The organism is Geodermatophilus dictyosporus (assembly GCF_900115505.1).
GTDB classification, from domain to species: domain Bacteria; phylum Actinomycetota; class Actinomycetes; order Mycobacteriales; family Geodermatophilaceae; genus Geodermatophilus; species Geodermatophilus dictyosporus.
Genome location: NZ_FOWQ01000002.1, coordinates 690,673 through 706,285 on the forward strand (window position 1 = coordinate 690,673; position 15,613 = coordinate 706,285).

The 15,613-nt window shown below is 75.1% G+C and carries 19 protein-coding genes and 1 pseudogene; 11 read left to right on the top strand and 9 right to left on the bottom strand.

The annotated features are described in order from the left end of the window. Positions 1-507, top strand: a pseudogene (locus tag BMZ33_RS06955) (hypothetical protein); the annotation flags it as partial. A gap of 25 nt (positions 508-532) precedes the next feature. Here the strand turns inward: BMZ33_RS06955 and BMZ33_RS06960 are convergent. Further along, positions 533-964, bottom strand: a complete 432-nt coding sequence (locus BMZ33_RS06960; RefSeq protein ID WP_091108780.1) for a DUF2795 domain-containing protein — start codon at positions 962-964, stop codon at positions 533-535. 9 nt (positions 965-973) lie between these two features. Beyond that, entirely contained in the window at positions 974-1,183 is a 210-nt protein-coding gene (locus BMZ33_RS06965; RefSeq protein ID WP_091108781.1) for a hypervirulence associated TUDOR domain-containing protein, read from the bottom strand. 331 nt (positions 1,184-1,514) lie between these two features. Here BMZ33_RS06965 and BMZ33_RS06970 point away from each other — a divergent pair, with 331 nt between their 5' ends. The 8 genes from BMZ33_RS06970 to BMZ33_RS23145 all read left to right on the top strand — a co-directional run bounded on the left by BMZ33_RS06970 (position 1,515) and on the right by BMZ33_RS23145 (position 7,794). After that, positions 1,515-2,309, top strand: a complete 795-nt coding sequence (locus tag BMZ33_RS06970) for a siderophore-interacting protein (protein ID WP_091108782.1) — start codon at positions 1,515-1,517, stop codon at positions 2,307-2,309. 72 nt (positions 2,310-2,381) lie between these two features. Beyond that, positions 2,382-3,146, top strand: coding sequence for a response regulator transcription factor (locus BMZ33_RS06975; protein WP_169063992.1), 765 nt, complete (start codon positions 2,382-2,384; stop codon positions 3,144-3,146). Further along, the gene (locus BMZ33_RS06980; RefSeq protein WP_091108784.1) at positions 3,143-4,747 is read left to right on the top strand and encodes a sensor histidine kinase; all 1,605 of its coding nucleotides are present in this window, start codon (positions 3,143-3,145) and stop codon (positions 4,745-4,747) included. The genes BMZ33_RS06975 and BMZ33_RS06980 overlap by 4 nt, the downstream gene beginning before the upstream one ends. Further along, entirely contained in the window at positions 4,737-5,453 is a 717-nt protein-coding gene (locus BMZ33_RS06985; RefSeq protein ID WP_091108785.1) for a PaaI family thioesterase, read from the top strand. The genes BMZ33_RS06980 and BMZ33_RS06985 overlap by 11 nt, the downstream gene beginning before the upstream one ends. Beyond that, the gene (locus BMZ33_RS06990) at positions 5,450-6,184 is read left to right on the top strand and encodes an inositol monophosphatase family protein (protein WP_091108786.1); all 735 of its coding nucleotides are present in this window, start codon (positions 5,450-5,452) and stop codon (positions 6,182-6,184) included. The genes BMZ33_RS06985 and BMZ33_RS06990 overlap by 4 nt, the downstream gene beginning before the upstream one ends. Positions 6,185-6,198: 14 nt before the next feature. After that, complete coding sequence (cysD, locus tag BMZ33_RS06995; protein ID WP_091108787.1) at positions 6,199-7,107, top strand: sulfate adenylyltransferase subunit CysD; 909 nt, start codon at positions 6,199-6,201, stop codon at positions 7,105-7,107. A gap of 204 nt (positions 7,108-7,311) precedes the next feature. Continuing rightward, complete coding sequence (locus tag BMZ33_RS23140; protein WP_091108788.1) at positions 7,312-7,506, top strand: hypothetical protein; 195 nt, start codon at positions 7,312-7,314, stop codon at positions 7,504-7,506. Between the two features lie 84 nt (positions 7,507-7,590). Further along, positions 7,591-7,794, top strand: coding sequence for a hypothetical protein (locus tag BMZ33_RS23145; RefSeq protein WP_169063994.1), 204 nt, complete (start codon positions 7,591-7,593; stop codon positions 7,792-7,794). Between the two features lie 9 nt (positions 7,795-7,803). Here BMZ33_RS23145 and BMZ33_RS07010 read toward each other — a convergent pair whose 3' ends face one another. Then, positions 7,804-8,037, bottom strand: coding sequence for a hypothetical protein (locus BMZ33_RS07010; RefSeq protein WP_091108790.1), 234 nt, complete (start codon positions 8,035-8,037; stop codon positions 7,804-7,806). Positions 8,038-8,137: 100 nt separating this feature from the next. On the opposite strand from BMZ33_RS07010, the gene BMZ33_RS07015 reads away from it, so the two are divergent. Continuing rightward, positions 8,138-9,451 (top strand): sulfate adenylyltransferase subunit 1, encoded by a 1,314-nt coding sequence (locus BMZ33_RS07015; protein WP_091108791.1) that lies wholly within the window; start codon positions 8,138-8,140, stop codon positions 9,449-9,451. An 8-nt stretch (positions 9,452-9,459) separates the two neighbouring features. Here BMZ33_RS07015 and BMZ33_RS07020 read toward each other — a convergent pair whose 3' ends face one another. The 6 genes from BMZ33_RS07020 to BMZ33_RS07040 all read right to left on the bottom strand — a co-directional run bounded on the left by BMZ33_RS07020 (position 9,460) and on the right by BMZ33_RS07040 (position 14,918). Continuing rightward, complete coding sequence (locus tag BMZ33_RS07020; protein ID WP_091108792.1) at positions 9,460-10,290, bottom strand: FAD binding domain-containing protein; 831 nt, start codon at positions 10,288-10,290, stop codon at positions 9,460-9,462. 73 nt (positions 10,291-10,363) lie between these two features. Beyond that, positions 10,364-10,867: a (2Fe-2S)-binding protein gene (locus BMZ33_RS07025; protein WP_091108793.1), complete on the bottom strand. Its 504-nt coding sequence runs from the start codon at positions 10,865-10,867 to the stop codon at positions 10,364-10,366. Next, the gene (locus tag BMZ33_RS07030) at positions 10,867-13,143 is read right to left on the bottom strand and encodes a xanthine dehydrogenase family protein molybdopterin-binding subunit (protein ID WP_091108794.1); all 2,277 of its coding nucleotides are present in this window, start codon (positions 13,141-13,143) and stop codon (positions 10,867-10,869) included. Before BMZ33_RS07030 ends, BMZ33_RS07025 begins: the two co-directional genes overlap by 1 nt. A 122-nt stretch (positions 13,144-13,265) precedes the next feature. Beyond that, the gene (locus BMZ33_RS07035; RefSeq protein WP_169063995.1) at positions 13,266-14,150 is read right to left on the bottom strand and encodes an NAD-dependent epimerase/dehydratase family protein; all 885 of its coding nucleotides are present in this window, start codon (positions 14,148-14,150) and stop codon (positions 13,266-13,268) included. Positions 14,151-14,291: 141 nt separating this feature from the next. Further along, positions 14,292-14,468 carry a hypothetical protein gene (locus tag BMZ33_RS23150; protein WP_169063996.1) on the bottom strand — a complete coding sequence of 59 codons (177 nt, stop codon included), beginning with the start codon at positions 14,466-14,468 and terminating at the stop codon, positions 14,292-14,294. 81 nt (positions 14,469-14,549) lie between these two features. Then, the gene (locus BMZ33_RS07040; protein ID WP_169063997.1) at positions 14,550-14,918 is read right to left on the bottom strand and encodes an ATP-binding protein; all 369 of its coding nucleotides are present in this window, start codon (positions 14,916-14,918) and stop codon (positions 14,550-14,552) included. Positions 14,919-15,152: 234 nt separating this feature from the next. On the opposite strand from BMZ33_RS07040, the gene BMZ33_RS07045 reads away from it, so the two are divergent. Next, positions 15,153-15,596 (top strand): hypothetical protein, encoded by a 444-nt coding sequence (locus tag BMZ33_RS07045; RefSeq protein WP_169063998.1) that lies wholly within the window; start codon positions 15,153-15,155, stop codon positions 15,594-15,596. Positions 15,597-15,613 lie beyond the last annotated feature (17 nt).

Below are 15,613 nucleotides of genomic sequence, written 5' to 3' on the forward strand. Positions count from 1 at the left end.
CGCGCCGACGACGCCATCAGCGCCGTGCAGAGCACCCAGCAGCGCGCCGACGACGCCATCAGCGCCGTGCAGAGCACCCAGCAGCGCGCCGACACCGCGATCGGCGCCGTCGAGGGCACCCAGCAGCGCGCCGACGGCACCATCGGGGGCGCCGAGGGACTGGTGACCCGGATCGACCCGCTGCTCGGCCGCTACGAGCAGCCGCTCACCCAGCTGGCCCCGTCGGTGCAGCGGCTGGCGGAGACGCTGGACCCGCACGAGGTCGAGGCGCTGGTCGGCCTCGTCGACCGACTGCCCACGCTGGTGACGCACCTGGACGAGGCCGTGCTGCCGGTGCTGGAGTCCCTCGGCGACGTCGGCACCGACGTGCACGACCTCGTCGACACCATGCGGGACATCCGCGAGGTGGTGAAGGGCTTCCCGGGCTCGAGGCTCTTCCGCCGGCGCGGCCGGGACGAGATCGCCGACGAGGACGACGAGGGGGCCCAGGAGCGCACCGGCTCCTGAGCCCCCTCGCCGACGGTCGGGCCGGTCAGGTCTCGGTCGGGTAGCCCAGCGCCCGGGCGACGTCGCCGATCCGCTCGAACGTCTGCCCCTCCGGCAGCCGCTCGAGCTCGGCCACCACGGCATCGGGCGCCCGGTGGTCGAGCGCCGCCTCCACCAGACCGGGGCCGTCGGCCGGGAAGTCGGCCCGCACCAGCCAGCGCGCGAGCTCCGCGCGGGCCACCACGGCGTCCTCGGTCATCCCGACCGGCACGCCACCGACCAGGGTGCTGTCCGGACTGCTGCCCACGTCCGGCTCGCCCTCGACGACCGGCTCCACCTCGCGGAACTCCTCGGAGCGCGTGGCGCGCCCCGCCTTGAGCATCCCCTGGATCTCGTGCTCGAGTTCCTCGTCGACTCGCGGACTGTGCTTGTCGCTGCGCGACGACACGCCGGCGAACTGGTCGTCGGTCTCGCTCACGGTGGCCTCCTACTTCTTCTTCAGTGCCGACGGCTTGTGCACCGCGGTGTTGCCGCTCTTCTCGCTCTCGACCTCGTACTGCGGCTCGTCGGAGCTGGCCTTGACCTTCCGGCCACCGGCCTCGGTGTCCTTGGTGATCTTCTTCTTCACGGTGCCCACGGCCTCGCTGCCGTGGCTCTTCCAGGCGACGTGGTCGCCCTTCTGGAAGTCGTCAGCCATCCCGGTCTCCTCGTCTCGGTCGCGTGGCCCTGCCGTGCCCGCCACGGGGAGGGGGCACACATCCCCCGGAGGGCGGTGCACCGCCCGGTGGACCGGAGACCCACGTCACCCCGTCAGGACCGACCATCACCCGGTCGGGCAGTACAACTTCCGCCGTCGTCACGTAGCGTTCACGTCGACGGGGAGGCACCGGACGAACCTGCTGCTGAGAGCGCAGCGGACGTCACTCACGGTGACTGGTCCCCGTCCTCGATCGCCGGCCCGGTCGACCTCATTCCCCCGGGGTCGGCCGGGTCGGCCCACGCCGACCCCGGTCCCTACGCTCGCCGGCGTGACATCCCCCGCCGGCGTGCCGCTGCCCGGAGACCCCCGGCCGGTCGACGTCCTCACCGCCGTCTCGGTCGCGGACGTGACGCCGTCGGTGCGCCGGGTGGTCCTCTCGGGCACCGCGGACGCCGTCGCGGCGGCGGGGCCGACGGTGAACCTGCTGGTGCCGCGCGTCGGCGACGCCGCTCCCCGGTGGCCGTCGGTGGCCCGCGACGGCCGCATCGTCTGGCCGGCCGGCGCCCACGGCGTGAGCCTGCGCAGCTACACAGCCCGCCGCCAGGACGTCGACCGCGGCGAGGTGGAGATCGACTTCGTGCTGCACGGCGACGGCCCGGCGGCCTCCTGGGCCGGCGCGGCGGTCCCCGGCGCGCTGCTCGGGGTGGCCGGCAGCGGCCCGCTCGGCGACCGCCCGGCCGGCACCGTGCTCCTGGTCGGCGACGAGACGGCGCTGCCGGCGATCAGCCGCATCCTGGCCGCCGCCGACCCGGCCACCCGCGGCCTCGCGCTGGTCGAGGTGGCCGACGGCCGGGAGGAGCAACCGCTGGCCGCACCGGCGGGGGTGGAGGTGCGCTGGCTGCACCGCGGCGGCACCGCGCCCGGTGCGAGCACGCTGCTCGCCGACGCCGTCGCCGCACTCGACCGGCCGGCGGGCGACGACGTCTTCGCCTGGGTGGCCGCCGAGTCCGCCGCCGTCCGGGCGGTCCGCGCCGACCTGCGTGCCCGCTGGGGGCTGTCCCGCGCGCAGCACCACGCGATCGGCTACTGGCGCCGCGGCCGCGCGATGGCCCCCGCCGGGTAGCGACCCCGGTCGTCCAGGGAGCTCACAGGTAGCGTCCAGCGCGGGCGCAGGCCGCGGCGGCACCCTCGGGGCATGACCACGGCAGCCAGGCGTCCCACGGGAGAGATCGTGACCGGGAGCCGCAGTGCGCGAGGCACCACCCCGGAGGCACGCCTCCTGGTGGTGGACGACGAGCCGAACATCCGCGAGCTGCTCTCCGCCAGCCTGCGCTACGCCGGGTTCGAGGTGGCCACCGCGGCCGACGGCCAGCAGGCCCTGGCGCTGGCGTCGTCGTTCCGTCCCGACCTGCTGGTGCTCGACGTGATGATGCCCGGTCTGGACGGCTTCGGCGTCGTGCGGCGGCTGCGCGAGAGCGGCCGGCACACCCCCGTGCTGTTCCTCACCGCCCGGGACGCGGCCGAGGACAAGGTCTCCGGGCTCACCCTGGGCGGCGACGACTACGTGACCAAGCCGTTCAGCCTCGACGAGGTGCTGGCGCGCATCCGGGCGGTGCTGCGGCGCAGCACCTCACAGCAGCGCGCCGCCGAGAGCCCGCGGCTGACCTTCGCCGACATCGAGCTCGACGAGGAGTCGCACGAGGTGGTCAAGGCCGGCAGCGTAGTCAGCCTCTCCCCCACGGAGTTCAAGCTGCTGCGCTACCTGATGGCCAACGCCGGGCGGGTGCTGTCCAAGGCGCAGATCCTCGACCACGTGTGGAACTACGACTTCAACGGCGAGGCCAACGTCGTCGAGTCCTACATCTCCTACCTGCGCCGCAAGGTGGACACCACCGAACCGCGCCTGCTGCACACCATCCGCGGCGTCGGCTACACCCTGCGGCTGCCGCGCGGCACGTGAGCGCACCCCGGCCCGACCCGCGCAGCGGCACCCGCCTCCCGCGGGTGCCGCTGCGCGTCACGCTGGTCGCCCTGCTCCTGGTGCTGGTGGCCGTCGCGCTCACCGCCACCGGCGTGACCGCCACCTCGCTGCTGTCCCGCTACCTCGGCCAGCAGCAGGACGCCGAGCTGGGCGCCGCGCTGGGTGAGGCGCGCCAGAGCCAGGCCGTCATGGCCGCCTGCTGGCAGAGCCCGCCCCCGCCGCGCTACGTCGTCTCGGGCACCTACGTGGCCTGCGTGCGGCCCGACAGCGGCGAGCTCGTCGTCGTCTTCGGGCCGCCGTCGGGCCAGCTGCCCGACGTCGACACCGAGGTCCTCGACACCCTCCTCTCCGGCGACACGGACGACCGCGGACCGCGCGGGGGCGGGCTCGGGGGTACCGACGTCGCCGTCGTGGGGGCCACGGAGGGCGACGGGGCCTGGCGGGTCGCCGCTCAGCAGCTGCAGGGCGGACCGGTCGTCGTCGTCGCCTTCCCCCTCGACCGCGACGACGGCGTGATCGGCCAGCTGGTGCTCATCGAGGTCGGGGTCGGGCTCGTCGTGCTCGCCGTCCTCGGGCTGGCCGGCTACTGGCTGGTGCGCACCAGCCTGCGCCCGCTCGACGCCGTCGAGCGGACCGCCCGGGCGATCGCCGCCGGCGACCTCTCGCAGCGGGTGCCCCCGGGCGACGGCCGGACGGAGGTCGGCCGGCTGTCGCAGGCGATCAACGGCATGCTCGCCCGCATCGAGGGTGCCTTCCGCGCCCAGCAGGCCTCCGAGGGGCAGGCCCGCGCCTCGGAGGAGCGGATGCGCCGGTTCGTCGCAGACGCCAGCCACGAGCTGCGCACCCCGCTGACCTCGATCCGCGGCTTCGCCGAGCTCTACCGCCAGGGCGCGGTGGGCAGCCCGGAGGAGACCGCCCGGCTCATGCAGCGCATCGAGAGCGAGGGCGCCCGGATGGGCCTGCTCGTCGAGGACCTGCTGCAGCTGGCCCGCCTCGACCAGCAGCGCCCGCTGACCGTCACCCCGGTGGACCTCGCCGAGGTCGCCGGGGACGCCGTCCACGACGCCCGCGTCCTGCAGCCCGACCGGCCCGTCACGCTGCGCCTGGACGACTCGCTCACCGAGGTGCCGGTCGTGCTCGGCGACGAGGCCCGGCTGCGCCAGGTGGTCGGCAACCTGGTCACCAACGCGCTGGTGCACACCCCGCCCACCACCCCGGTGACCGTCTCGATCGGCGAGGACACCAGCGACGGGGGCGACCGGGTGGTGCTGCGGGTCGCCGACGAGGGCCCCGGCATGGCACCGGAGGACGCCGCCCGGGTCTTCGAGCGCTTCTACCGCGCCGACGCCTCGCGCAGCCGCGTCGCCGGCGGCACCGGGCTGGGCCTGTCCATCGTGGCGGCGCTGGTGGCCGCGCACGGCGGTGACGTCGCGCTGGACACCGCGCCCGGCCGTGGGGCCGCGTTCACCGTCCGGCTGCCCCGCTCCGGTCCGGCCGCGGACGGGACGGCGCCGCTGCCCGGGCAGCCCGCCGGGCAGCCGCCCGGGGCCGCCGGGCTACCGTCCGCAGGTGACTCCTGACGCCGAGGGTGCCCCGTACGACCGGGAGCTGATGGCCGCGGTCACCGACCTCGGGGACGCGCTGCGCGGCCTGGTCGACGCCTCGGTGCGCACCACCGTGCCCCCGGCCGAGCTGCGCGCGGTGGCCACCGTGGCCCGCGCCGCGCGCGAGCGGCTGGCCGCGAGCACCCGCCCGGCCACGCAGCTGCCCGAGCTGGACGACCTGGTCGCCTTCCGCCGCGTCCACAACCCGGTGACCGGCGTGGGCAGCGCGCTGGCCCCGCCGGTCCGGTTCCGGCAGGACGTCGACGGCGTCGTCGCCGAGACCTCGTTCGGACCGGCCTACGAGGGCCCGCCGGGGCTCCTGCACGGCGGGGTGAGCGGCCTGGTGATGGACCAGGCGCTGGGCGCCGCGGCCATCCGCGCGGGACTCTGGGGCATGACGGCCCGGTTGGAGCTGGACTACCGCCGCCCGGTGCCGCTGGAGACCCCCGTCGTCCTCCGCGCCGCGGTGGCCGAGAGCGCGGGCCGCAAGGTCGTGCTAGCCGGCACCATCGCCCTCGCCGCGACGCCGGCGACGCCCCTCGTCGAGGCCCGCGGCGTCTTCGTGCTGCCGCGCGAGGAGCTGCGCGCCGCCTACTTCGCGCGCATCACCGACGCGTCGGGCCGGCACACCCCGCCCTCGCGGCCCACCGACGCCACCGCGCCGGCGGGCGGTGCGGCGTGAGGGACGTCGAGGTCGCGGCCGCCGCCGCGCGGGCGGCCGCCGACGTGCTGGTGGAGCTGCGCGCCGGCGGGCTGACCGGCCGCCCGCTCGGCGACGCCGGCGACGCCGCGGCGCAGGAGGCGATCGCCGCCGTGCTGGCCGCGCACCGGCCCGACGACGTCGTCTTCAGCGAGGAGGCCGCCGACGACCGCAGCCGGCTCGGGGCCGGCCGGGTGTGGATCGTCGACCCGCTCGACGGCACCCGCGAGTACGGCGAGACGGACCGGTCCGACTTCGCCGTCCACGTGGCGCTGTGGGTGCGCGGCGGGCTCGGCCCGGCCGCGGTGGCGCTGCCCGCCCTCGGCGAGGTGCTCGTCACCGACCCCGCACCGGCGCCCCCGCCCGCCCTCGCCCGGCCGCCGCGCATCGCGGTCAGCCGCACCCGCCCGCCGGCGCAGGCCGCCGCGGCCGCCACCGCGGTCGGCGGCGAGCTGGTGCCCCTGGGCTCGGCCGGCTGGAAGGTCACGGCCGTGGTGCGCGGCGAGGTGGACGCCTACGTGCACGCCGGCGGCATGTACCAGTGGGACTCCGCCGCGCCGGTCGCCGTCGCCCTCGCCGCCGGGCTCACCGCGCTGCGGCTGGACGGCTCGCCGCTGCGCTACAACGAGCCCGACTCCTCCCTGCCCGACCTGCTGGTCTGCCGCCCCGAGCTGACCGCTGGCCTCCTGGCCGCGGTGCGCGGACCCGCGTGACGGACACTGGAGGGGTGACGACCCCCGACTACCGGCTCACCCAGCTGGAGACGCTCGAGGCCGAGTCGATCCACGTCATCCGCGAGGTGGCCGCCGAGCTCGAGCGCCCCGTGCTGCTGTTCTCCGGCGGCAAGGACTCCATCGTCATGCTGGAGCTGGCCCGCAAGGCCTTCGCGCCGGCGCGCATCCCGTTCCCGGTGATGCACGTGGACACCGGGCTGAACTTCCCCGACGTCCTGGAGTTCCGCGACAAGCGGGTCGCCGAGCTCGGCGTGCAGCTCGTGGTGGCCTCGGTGCCCGACGCGATCGCCCGGGGCCTGGTCAAGGAGGAGCCCAACGGCTCCCGCAACCGCATCCAGACGCCGGTGCTGCTCGACGCGGTGGAGGAGCACGGCTTCACCGCGCTGTTCGGCGGCGCGCGGCGCGACGAGGACAAGGCCCGCGCCAAGGAGCGGGTGTTCTCCTTCCGCGACGAGTTCGGCCAGTGGGACCCGAAGAACCAGCGGCCGGAGCTCTGGGACCTCTACAACGGCCGGATCCACCTCGGCGAGTCGATCCGGGTGTTCCCGCTGTCGAACTGGACCGAGCTCGACGTCTGGCAGTACATCGCCCGCGAGGGCATCGCCATCCCGCCGCTCTACCTCGCCCAGGAGCGGGAGGTGGTCGAGCGGCAGGGGATGCTCTACGCCGTCAACGAGTTCGTCCCGCCGCGCGAGGGCGAGCGGGTCTCCCGCGAGTCGGTGCGCTACCGGACCGTCGGCGACGCCAACCTCACCGCCGCGGTGCGCTCCCGGGCGACGACGGTCGAGGAGGTCATCGCCGAGGTCGCGGTGACCCGGATGACCGAGCGCGGCGCCACCCGTGGCGACGACAAGGTCAGCGACGCCGCGATGGAGGACCGGAAGAAGGAGGGCTACTTCTAGGAGGGGCTCGGTGCCCCCACGCCTCGTTCCGCTCGGCGCGGGGCCCTGCACCGAGGCCGTTCCAGGACGTCGTCCTGACCGCGCTGGCGGCGCGGCTGGTCGCGGTGCCCCCTCCCTGAGCTGGCCGGGTACTGGACGGCCGCGGTCGACCTGCTGGCGGGCAGCCTGCTGGGGGCGGAGCTCGGCGCGTCCTGGGCCACGCGGATGCGCTCGGCGACGCTGTACCGCGTGCTGGCCGCCCTGCTGGTGCTGATCACCGTGGCGCTGCTGGGCACCCACCTCGGCACGGTCGGGACGGTGTCGCTGCCGAGACCGGCCACCTGGGTCGCCGGTGCCGTCGCCGGCTTCGGGATCGGCGTCGTCGCCGCGGTCATGGGGTCGCCGGCGGCGAGCTGCTGATCCCGACCCTGGTCCTGCTGTTCGGCATCGGCCTCGAGCAGGCCGGGAACCTGTCCTGCTGGTCTCTCCCTGCCCACCGTGCTGGTGGCCTTCGCGCGCCACAGCCGGGACCGGGGCTTCGCGGTGCTCCGGGCCGACTGGCGGTTCGCCGTCGCGATGACGCTCGGGTCGGTCACCGGCACGGTCGCCGGCGGCCTGCTGGTCGGCGTGGTGCCCGAGGGCGTGCTGCTGCCGCTGCTGGTGGGCCTGCTGCTGCTGTCGGCGGTGGAGGTGTGGCGGCACCGGTGACGGCCGGCCTCACCGGGGCCGACCCGCGCGGGACGGGCGGCGGTCCCCGGCCGGCGGCCGCCTCCTCCGCCGGCGGAGGTGGCGCAGCAGCGCCCAGGCGGTGACGGCGAACAGGAGGAGCCCGGCCGGCCAGGCGACGGCCTCCGGGGCGCCGACGCCCAGGGCCTCGGCGGCCACGTAGGCGACGGCGTACCCCAGCGACACGACCAGCAGCACCGGGACGAGGAACACCAGCCCACCCACGCGCGCTCCTCCCGCGGGCCCCTGGTGGCCCTGCTCACACCAGCGTCCCCCCATCCGGCCCCGGACGCTGCCGTCCGCTCCGGCTGGGGATGATGGGGACATGTCCGAGCCAGTCGTCGACGTCCACTCGCCCGCTGCCGAGCAGGCGGCCGAGATCGCGACCGCGCGCAAGGACATCCTCCGCATCGCCACCGCCGGCTCGGTCGACGACGGCAAGAGCACGCTGATCGGCCGGCTGCTCTACGACAGCAAGGCCGTCTTCGAGGACCAGTACGAGGCGATCGAGCGGGCCAGCAAAGGCGACTTCGTCGACCTGGCGCTGCTCACCGACGGCCTGCGCGCCGAGCGGGAGCAGGGCATCACCATCGACGTCGCCTACCGGTACTTCTCCACCCCCCGGCGGACGTTCATCCTGGCCGACACCCCCGGCCACGTGCAGTACACGCGCAACATGGTCACCGGCGCCTCGACCGCCGACCTGGCGATCGTGCTGGTCGACGCGCGCAAGGGGATGCTCGAGCAGAGCCGGCGGCACGCCTTCCTGGCCTCGCTGCTGCGTGTGCCGCACCTGGTGGTCGCGGTGAACAAGATGGACCTCGTCGACTGGTCGCAGGAGACCTTCGAGGCCATCGCCGACGAGTTCAGCGCCTTCGCCGCCCGCCTCGACGTCCCCGACCTGACCGTCGTCCCGATCTCGGCGCTGCACGGCGACAACGTGGTCACCCGGTCCGACCGCGCGCCCTGGTACCAGGGGCCCTCGCTGCTGCACCACCTCGAGCACGTGCACGTGGCCGGCGACCGCAACCTCGTCGACGTCCGCTTCCCGGTGCAGTACGTCGTCCGGCCGCAGTCCGACGCGCACCACGACTACCGCGGCTACGCGGGCACCGTGGCCAGCGGCGTGCTGCGGGTCGGGGACGAGGTGCAGGTGCTGCCCAGCGGCCTGACGACGTCGGTCACGGCGATCGACGGCCCGCGCGGCCCGGTGCAGGAGGCCTTCCCGCCGATGGCGGTGACCCTGCGGCTGGCCGACGACCTCGACGTCTCCCGCGGCGACCTCGTCTGCCGCCCGGCCAACGCGCCCCAGACCACCCAGGACCTCGACGCACTGGTCTGCTGGATGGCCGAGGAGCCGCTACGGCCGCGCCAGCGGCTGGCGGTCAAGCACACCACCCGTTCGGTGCGGGCGGTGGTCAAGGAGCTGGTGTACCGGCTCGACGTCAACACGCTGCACCGCGACCAGGAGGCCACCGAGCTCGGCCTCAACGACATCGGCCGGGTCCGGCTGCGCACCACCCAGCCGCTGTTCGTCGACGACTACAACCGCAACCGGGTCACCGGCCGGTTCATCCTCGTCGACGAGGCCACGAACGCCACCGTGGGCGCCGCGATGCTCCCGCCGCACCGCGGCTAGGCCCCCCCTCAGGCCGCGGCGGCGGCTCCTCCCGCCACCCGCTGCAGCGCCCGGCGGGTGAGCAGCCGGGCCAGGTGACGGCGGTACTCCTGGTCGGCGTGCATGTCGGCGCCGGGGCTGGTGCCCTGGTCGGCCAGCGCGGCGGCCTCCTCGATCGACGCGCCCCGGGCGAGGGCCTCCTCGGTGGCGGTGGCCCGCACGACCGAGCCGGCCATGTTGGCCAGCGCGACCCGGCCCTCGACGGCGGCGACGGCGACGATCGGCCAGTCGTTGGCCCGGCGGGTGAACTTCTCGTAGGCCCAGCCGGCCGTGCCGGTCCGCGGCACCCGCACCTCGACGATGAGCTCGTCGGGCTCCAGGGCGGTCTCGAAGAAGCCGAGCCAGAACTCGGGGATCGGGATCTCCCGGCGCCCGCCCGGACCCTGCACGACCACGGTGCCGCCCAGGGCGAGCAGCGCCGTGGGCAGGTCCGACGCCGGGTCGCTGTGCGCGACCGTCCCGCCGATGGTGCCCCGGTGGCGCACCTGCGGGTCGCCGACCTGGGCGGCCACGTACGGCAGGATCGGCACCTCGGCGGCGGCGACGGCGTCCCGCTCGAGCTCGTGGTGCCGGGTGCCCGCGCCGACGGCGACCTCGTCCCCCTCCACGCGCACGTAGGACAGGTCGCGGATGCCGCTGATGTCGATGAGCACCGACGGGACGGCCAGCCGCAGCTTCATGATCGGCAGCAGCGAGTGCCCGCCGGCGAGCAGCTTGGCGTCCTCGCCGTGCTCGGTGAGCGCGGCCACGGCCTCGTCCACCGACTGCACCCGCACGTAGTCGAACTGCGAGGGGATCACGACCCCACCTCGCTGGCGCTCGCCGGGCTCGTGACCCGGGATGCCCGGTCCTCCCATGACCTCGCGAGCTCGGTCATGCGTCCACCTCCTGCGCCTGCGGCACCTGGCCGGCGGCCGGGCCGGCCTGGGCCGCGGCCCGCACCGCCCGGACGATGTTGTGGTAGCCGGTGCACCGGCAGAGGTTGCCCTCCAGCCCCTCCCGGACCTCGCGGTCGGTGGGGTCGGGGTTGTCGGCCAGCAGGCCCACCGCCGCCATGACCATGCCCGGGGTGCAGAACCCGCACTGCAGGCCGTGCTCCTCGCGGAAGGCCTGCTGCACGGGGTGCATCTCGCCGTCCGGCCCGGCCAGGCCCTCGAGCGTGGTGACCTGCGCGCCGTCGGTCTGGACCGCGAGCACCGTGCACGACTTCACCGACAGCCCGTCGACGATGACGGTGCACGCGCCGCACGAGGTGGTGTCGCAGCCGATGTTGGTCGCCTTCAGCCCGCGCACCTCGCGCAGGTAGTGCGCCAGCAGCAGCCGCGGTTCGACCTCGTCGGTCCGCTGCTGCCCGTTGACGGTGATCGAGACCTGCATCAGTGCTCCCCCCGTGCCTGCTGGATGGCCCGGAACACCCGCATCGGGGTGGTGGGCATGTCGATGTGCCGGACGCCGAGGTGGGCCACCGCGTCGATGACCGCGTTCTGCACGGCCGGGGTGGCGCCGATCGTCCCGGCCTCGCCGATGCCCTTCGCACCGAGCGCGTTCATCGGCGTCGGCGTGGCCATCTCGACCAGCTCGAAGTTCGGCAGCTCGGTGGCCGAGACGAACGGGTAGTCGGCCAGCGTCGACGTCGTCGGGTTGCCGTCCTCGTCGTAGAGGACCTCCTCCAGCAGCGCCTGCGCCACGCCCTGGGCGTAGCCGCCGTGCCGCTGCCCCTCGGCCAGCAGCGGGTTGAGGATCGTGCCGGCGTCGTCGACGGCGATCAGGCGGGCCACCTCGGCCTTGCCGGACTCGACGTCGACCTCGGCGACCACCACGTGGGCGCCGAAGGGGAACGTCGGGGCGGCCGCGGTGAACCGGGTCCGCACCAGCAGCGGCTCGTCGCCGGCCAGGTCGGCGAAGCTGACCCCCGTCCCCGGCGTCCCGCGGACGGCGAGCCCGGCCAGCCCCAGGTCGACCACGAGGTCCCCGGGGGCGACCTCGAGCCGCTCCGCGGCGCGCTCCTTGGCCAGCTCGACGAGCTCGACGGCCGCCTGGTGCACCGCCGCGCCCCCCTGCTGGAGGCTGCGCGAGCCCATCGTGCCGCCGCCCTGCGGGATCAGGTCGGTGTCGCCGTGGACGACGGTGATGTCCTCGATCGGGATGCCGAGCTGGTCGCTGGCGATCATCGCCCACGCCGTGGCGTGCCCCTGACCGTGCGGGGAGGTGCCGGTGAGCACGGTCGCCGTCCCGTCCGGGTGGACCTCCAGCGAGGCGCCCTCCCCGGTGCCGGCACCGTTGTCGGCCCCGGTGATCTCCACGTAGACCGACATCCCGATGCCCAGCTGCCGGACGTCCCCGCGCTCCCGGCGCCGCGCCTGCTCGGCCCGCAGCTCGGCGTAGCCGGCGACCTCCAGCGCCTTGTCCAGGGCCGCGGTGTAGTCGCCGGTGTCGTAGGTGGCGCCCATCGGGGTGGTGTGCGGCTCGGTGAACGCCGGCAGCAGGTTCCTGCGGCGGACGTCGGCCGGGTCCATGCCGATCTCGGCGGCGAACAGGTCGACCGCCCGCTCCAGCGCCGCGGTCGCCTCCGGCCGGCCGGCGCCCCGGTAGGCACCGATGGACGTCGTCGTGGTGGCCAGGGCGCGCGCCTGGGCGTGCACGCGCGGGAAGCCGTAGACCCCGGGGGCCATGAGCATGGTCAGGGTGGGCAGCACCGTCCCGATGCGCGGGTAGGAGCCGCAGTCCTGGTCGACCACGATGCTGTACGCCTCGATCGTGCCGTCCCGGCGCCCGCCGACGGTGACCACCTGGTCCTGTCCCCGGCCGTGGAGCATCCCGATCATGTTCTCCGACCGGCTCTCCGACCAGCGCACCGGCCGCCCGACGTGCTTGGCCAGCCAGGCGACGAAGGCGTACTCGGGGTCGGCGCCGATCTTCGCGCCGAAGCCCCCGCCGACGTCGGGGGTGATGAGGTGGATCAGGTCGGGGTCCATCTTGAGCCAGTCCCCGAACTGGCCGCGGGCCTGCTGGGCGCCCTGGTTGGTGCACCAGACGGTGACCTTGCCGTCCTCGTCCCAGGCGGCGGCCGCGGCACGGCCCTCCAGCGGCACCGGCGCCACCCGCTGGTTGACCATCGGCTGGGTGACGACGACCTCGCAGCCGTCGAAGAAGTCCGCCGGCGCGGGCTCGCCGAAGGAGGCCATGACGTTGGTGCCCGCCTCGGGGAACAGCAGCACCTCGTCGGAGGCGGCCGCGGCGGTGCCGACGACGGCGGGCAGCGGCTCGATGTCGACGGCGACCATCTCGGCGGCGTCCTCGCCCTGGTACCGCTCCTCGGTGAGGACGACGGCGATCGGGTCGCCGACGAACCGGACGCGGTCCGACGCCAGCCAGGGCCGGGTCATCGCCGGGTTGACGAACGGGAAGGGCGGGGGGATCGGGACGAGCTCGGCGACGTCCTCGGCCGTGACCACGGCGACCACGCCCGGCGCCTCCCGGGCGGCGGAGGCGTCGACCGACAGCAGCCGGCCGTGGGCGACGGTGGACCGCACGAAGGTCGCGTGCAGCGCCCCGGTGAGCCGCTCGTCGGCCAGGTCGTCGGTGTAGGTGGCCCCGCGGGTGAGGAACAGCGGGTCTTCGGTCCGGACGACGCGGGTGCCGAGGATGCTCATGCGCGAACCTTCCGGAGACGACGGGTGGCCCCGGTCACTATCGGGGACGCGGGCCGTTCCGCCAACCCCGGAGGCCGCACGGTGCGCGCGTCGCGCGTGTCACGGCCCGCCGGCCAGGCCGGTCAGCTCTCCGGCCGCGCCCCCACCTCGTCGCGCCAGCTGTGCACGGGCGCCCACCCGAGGACGCGGCGGGCGCGCTCGCTGCTCATGAGCGCCTGGTTCCCCTCCAGCGGGCCGCGCACCGGCACGCCGGGGAAGTACCCGGCTGCGAGCTCGGCGCTGGGCCGGCTCATGACGGTGTCGGCGTTGGCGACGACGAAGACCTCGGCACCGCGGCCGAGGTGGTCCAGAGCGGCCACCACCGCCGAGGCGCCGTCGCGCGCGTCGATGTAGGACCACGCGTTCCACCGCCGCAGCGTCGGGTCGGCGTCGAAGGAGGGGAAGTCCGCGTAGTCGGCCGGCTCCATCACGTTGGAGAAGCGCAGCCCGGTGATCGACAGCTCCGGCCGCCACCGCGCGAACTGCCGCGCCATCTCCTCCTCCAGCGTCTTCGACAGCGAGTAGGAGGTGGTGGGCGCGGGCCCGCAGTCCTCGTCGAGGGGGAGGTGCGGCGGAGGGGTGTCGAAGGGCAGTCCCAGCACGGTCTCGCTGGAGGCCCACACGACGGTGTCGATCCCGGCCACGCGAGCGGCGGCGAAGACGTTGTAGGTGGTCGTGACGTTCGCGGCGAACAGCGTCGCGTCGGGCCGGAGACCGGGGGCCGGCAGGGCGGCGAGGTGGACGACGGCGTCGGGGACGGGCCAGCGGTCGTCGACGCCGGTCAGCACGCCGACGGCCTGGCCGTAGTCGGTGAGGTCGGCGCAGGTCCAGGCGACGTCGGAGCGGCCGGGGTGCACGAGGTCCACGACGGACACCCGGGAGCCGCACCGCACCAGGAGGTCGACGACGGCGCGACCGAGCTTGCCGCTCCCCCCGGTCACCAGCACGTGCCGGGCCTGCCCGGTCACCGGCACCGGTCCTCGGGTACGGCGCGCGGGGGAGGACGGTCACGGTTCTCCGATCCGGGTCGTCAGGCGTCCGGCTGCAGTGGCGCACCGGCCCCTGCCGCCCGTCCGGTGTGCCGGTGGCGGGCAGGGGCGGCGGTCGCTCTAGGCCTGGTCGCCGTCCGGGGGCGCGGGGGCCTGGCCGGCGTCGCCGTCCCAGTCCTTGCCGGCCTGGTAGGCGTGACCGGAGGCGCTGTCGGTCTGGTCGGCGACGGTCTGGGCCATCTCCTCGTCGCTCAGGCCCTCGCCGGCGCTCTCGGTGTGGCTGGTCGGCTCGCTCATCGCGTCTCCTCCGTCGGGAACTGTCCCGACAGCCCTCCCCGGAGACCCCGCCGGTGAAACGCGGTGCCGCCGCGGTGCGCCTCAGTCGCCGCCGGGGCCCATGACGAACCAGATCCGCTTGCCGCCGTCGACCTGCTCGACCCCCCAGCGGTCGGCGACGGCCTCGACGATCTGCATGCCCCGGCCACGGGGCTGGTCACCGCGCAGCTCCCCCACCACCGGCTGCACGGCCGAGCCGTCGGCCACCGCGATGCGCAGCCAGCCGTCGGAGAACTCCACCTCCAGCGACAGCACGGCCTCACCGCCGACGTGGTCCACCACGTTGGCCACCAGCTCGGTGACCAGCAGGGCGACGTCGGCGTCGTCCTGCGGCACCTGCCAGGCGCGCACGAGCTCGCGGACGACGTGGCGGGCCGCCGGGACGCTGCGCGTCGTCGGCGGCAGGTCCACGCGTGCGGTGAGTGTCGACACGGTCAGCGCCCCCTGTGACGGGTCGGGGTGGCGACCGGTCCGTTGTGTGAGATCGAACGGTGGACGACCATCCCGCACGAGGGCGCCGACACGCAACCCCTCTTGCACGCAATCCCCATCGCACGTCACACGGGTTGCAGGCAAGGGTCGTTCAGACCTATCGTGCACAACACAGTGACGCCCGAACGCGGTCGTCGGCGCGGAGGAGGAGCGGTGGAGGCAGCCTCGGTGGCCGGGCCGGTCGAGGACGTCGGGACGGGGAGCGCGGAGGCGGCCCCTCATCGGGCCGCGACGGACCCGGGCGAGGACACCGCCGTCCAGGCGCTCGAGGAACTGGTCCGGGAGATCGACCGGTGCGCCGCGGAGCTGCAGGGCGCCCGGGCGCGGGCGGAGGTCCTGCTGGCCGACCGGCGCGCCGGGCACAGCTGGCTGGAGCTCGTCACCCAGGAGAGCCGCCCCCTGGTCGTCGAGCGGATCACCACGGTGCTGTCGGCCCTCTCCGGCGCAGGCTCGGCCTGGCGGCGGGCGCAGGCCCGGGCACTGCAGGAGGAACGGGTGAGCATCAACCGCATCGCGGCGATGTACGGCGTCACCCGTCAGCGGATCTCCGCCCTGCTCCGCGAGGGCGCCCCCGCCGAACGGTCCGACGCCGGCTGACCGGCCGGCTCCCCCGG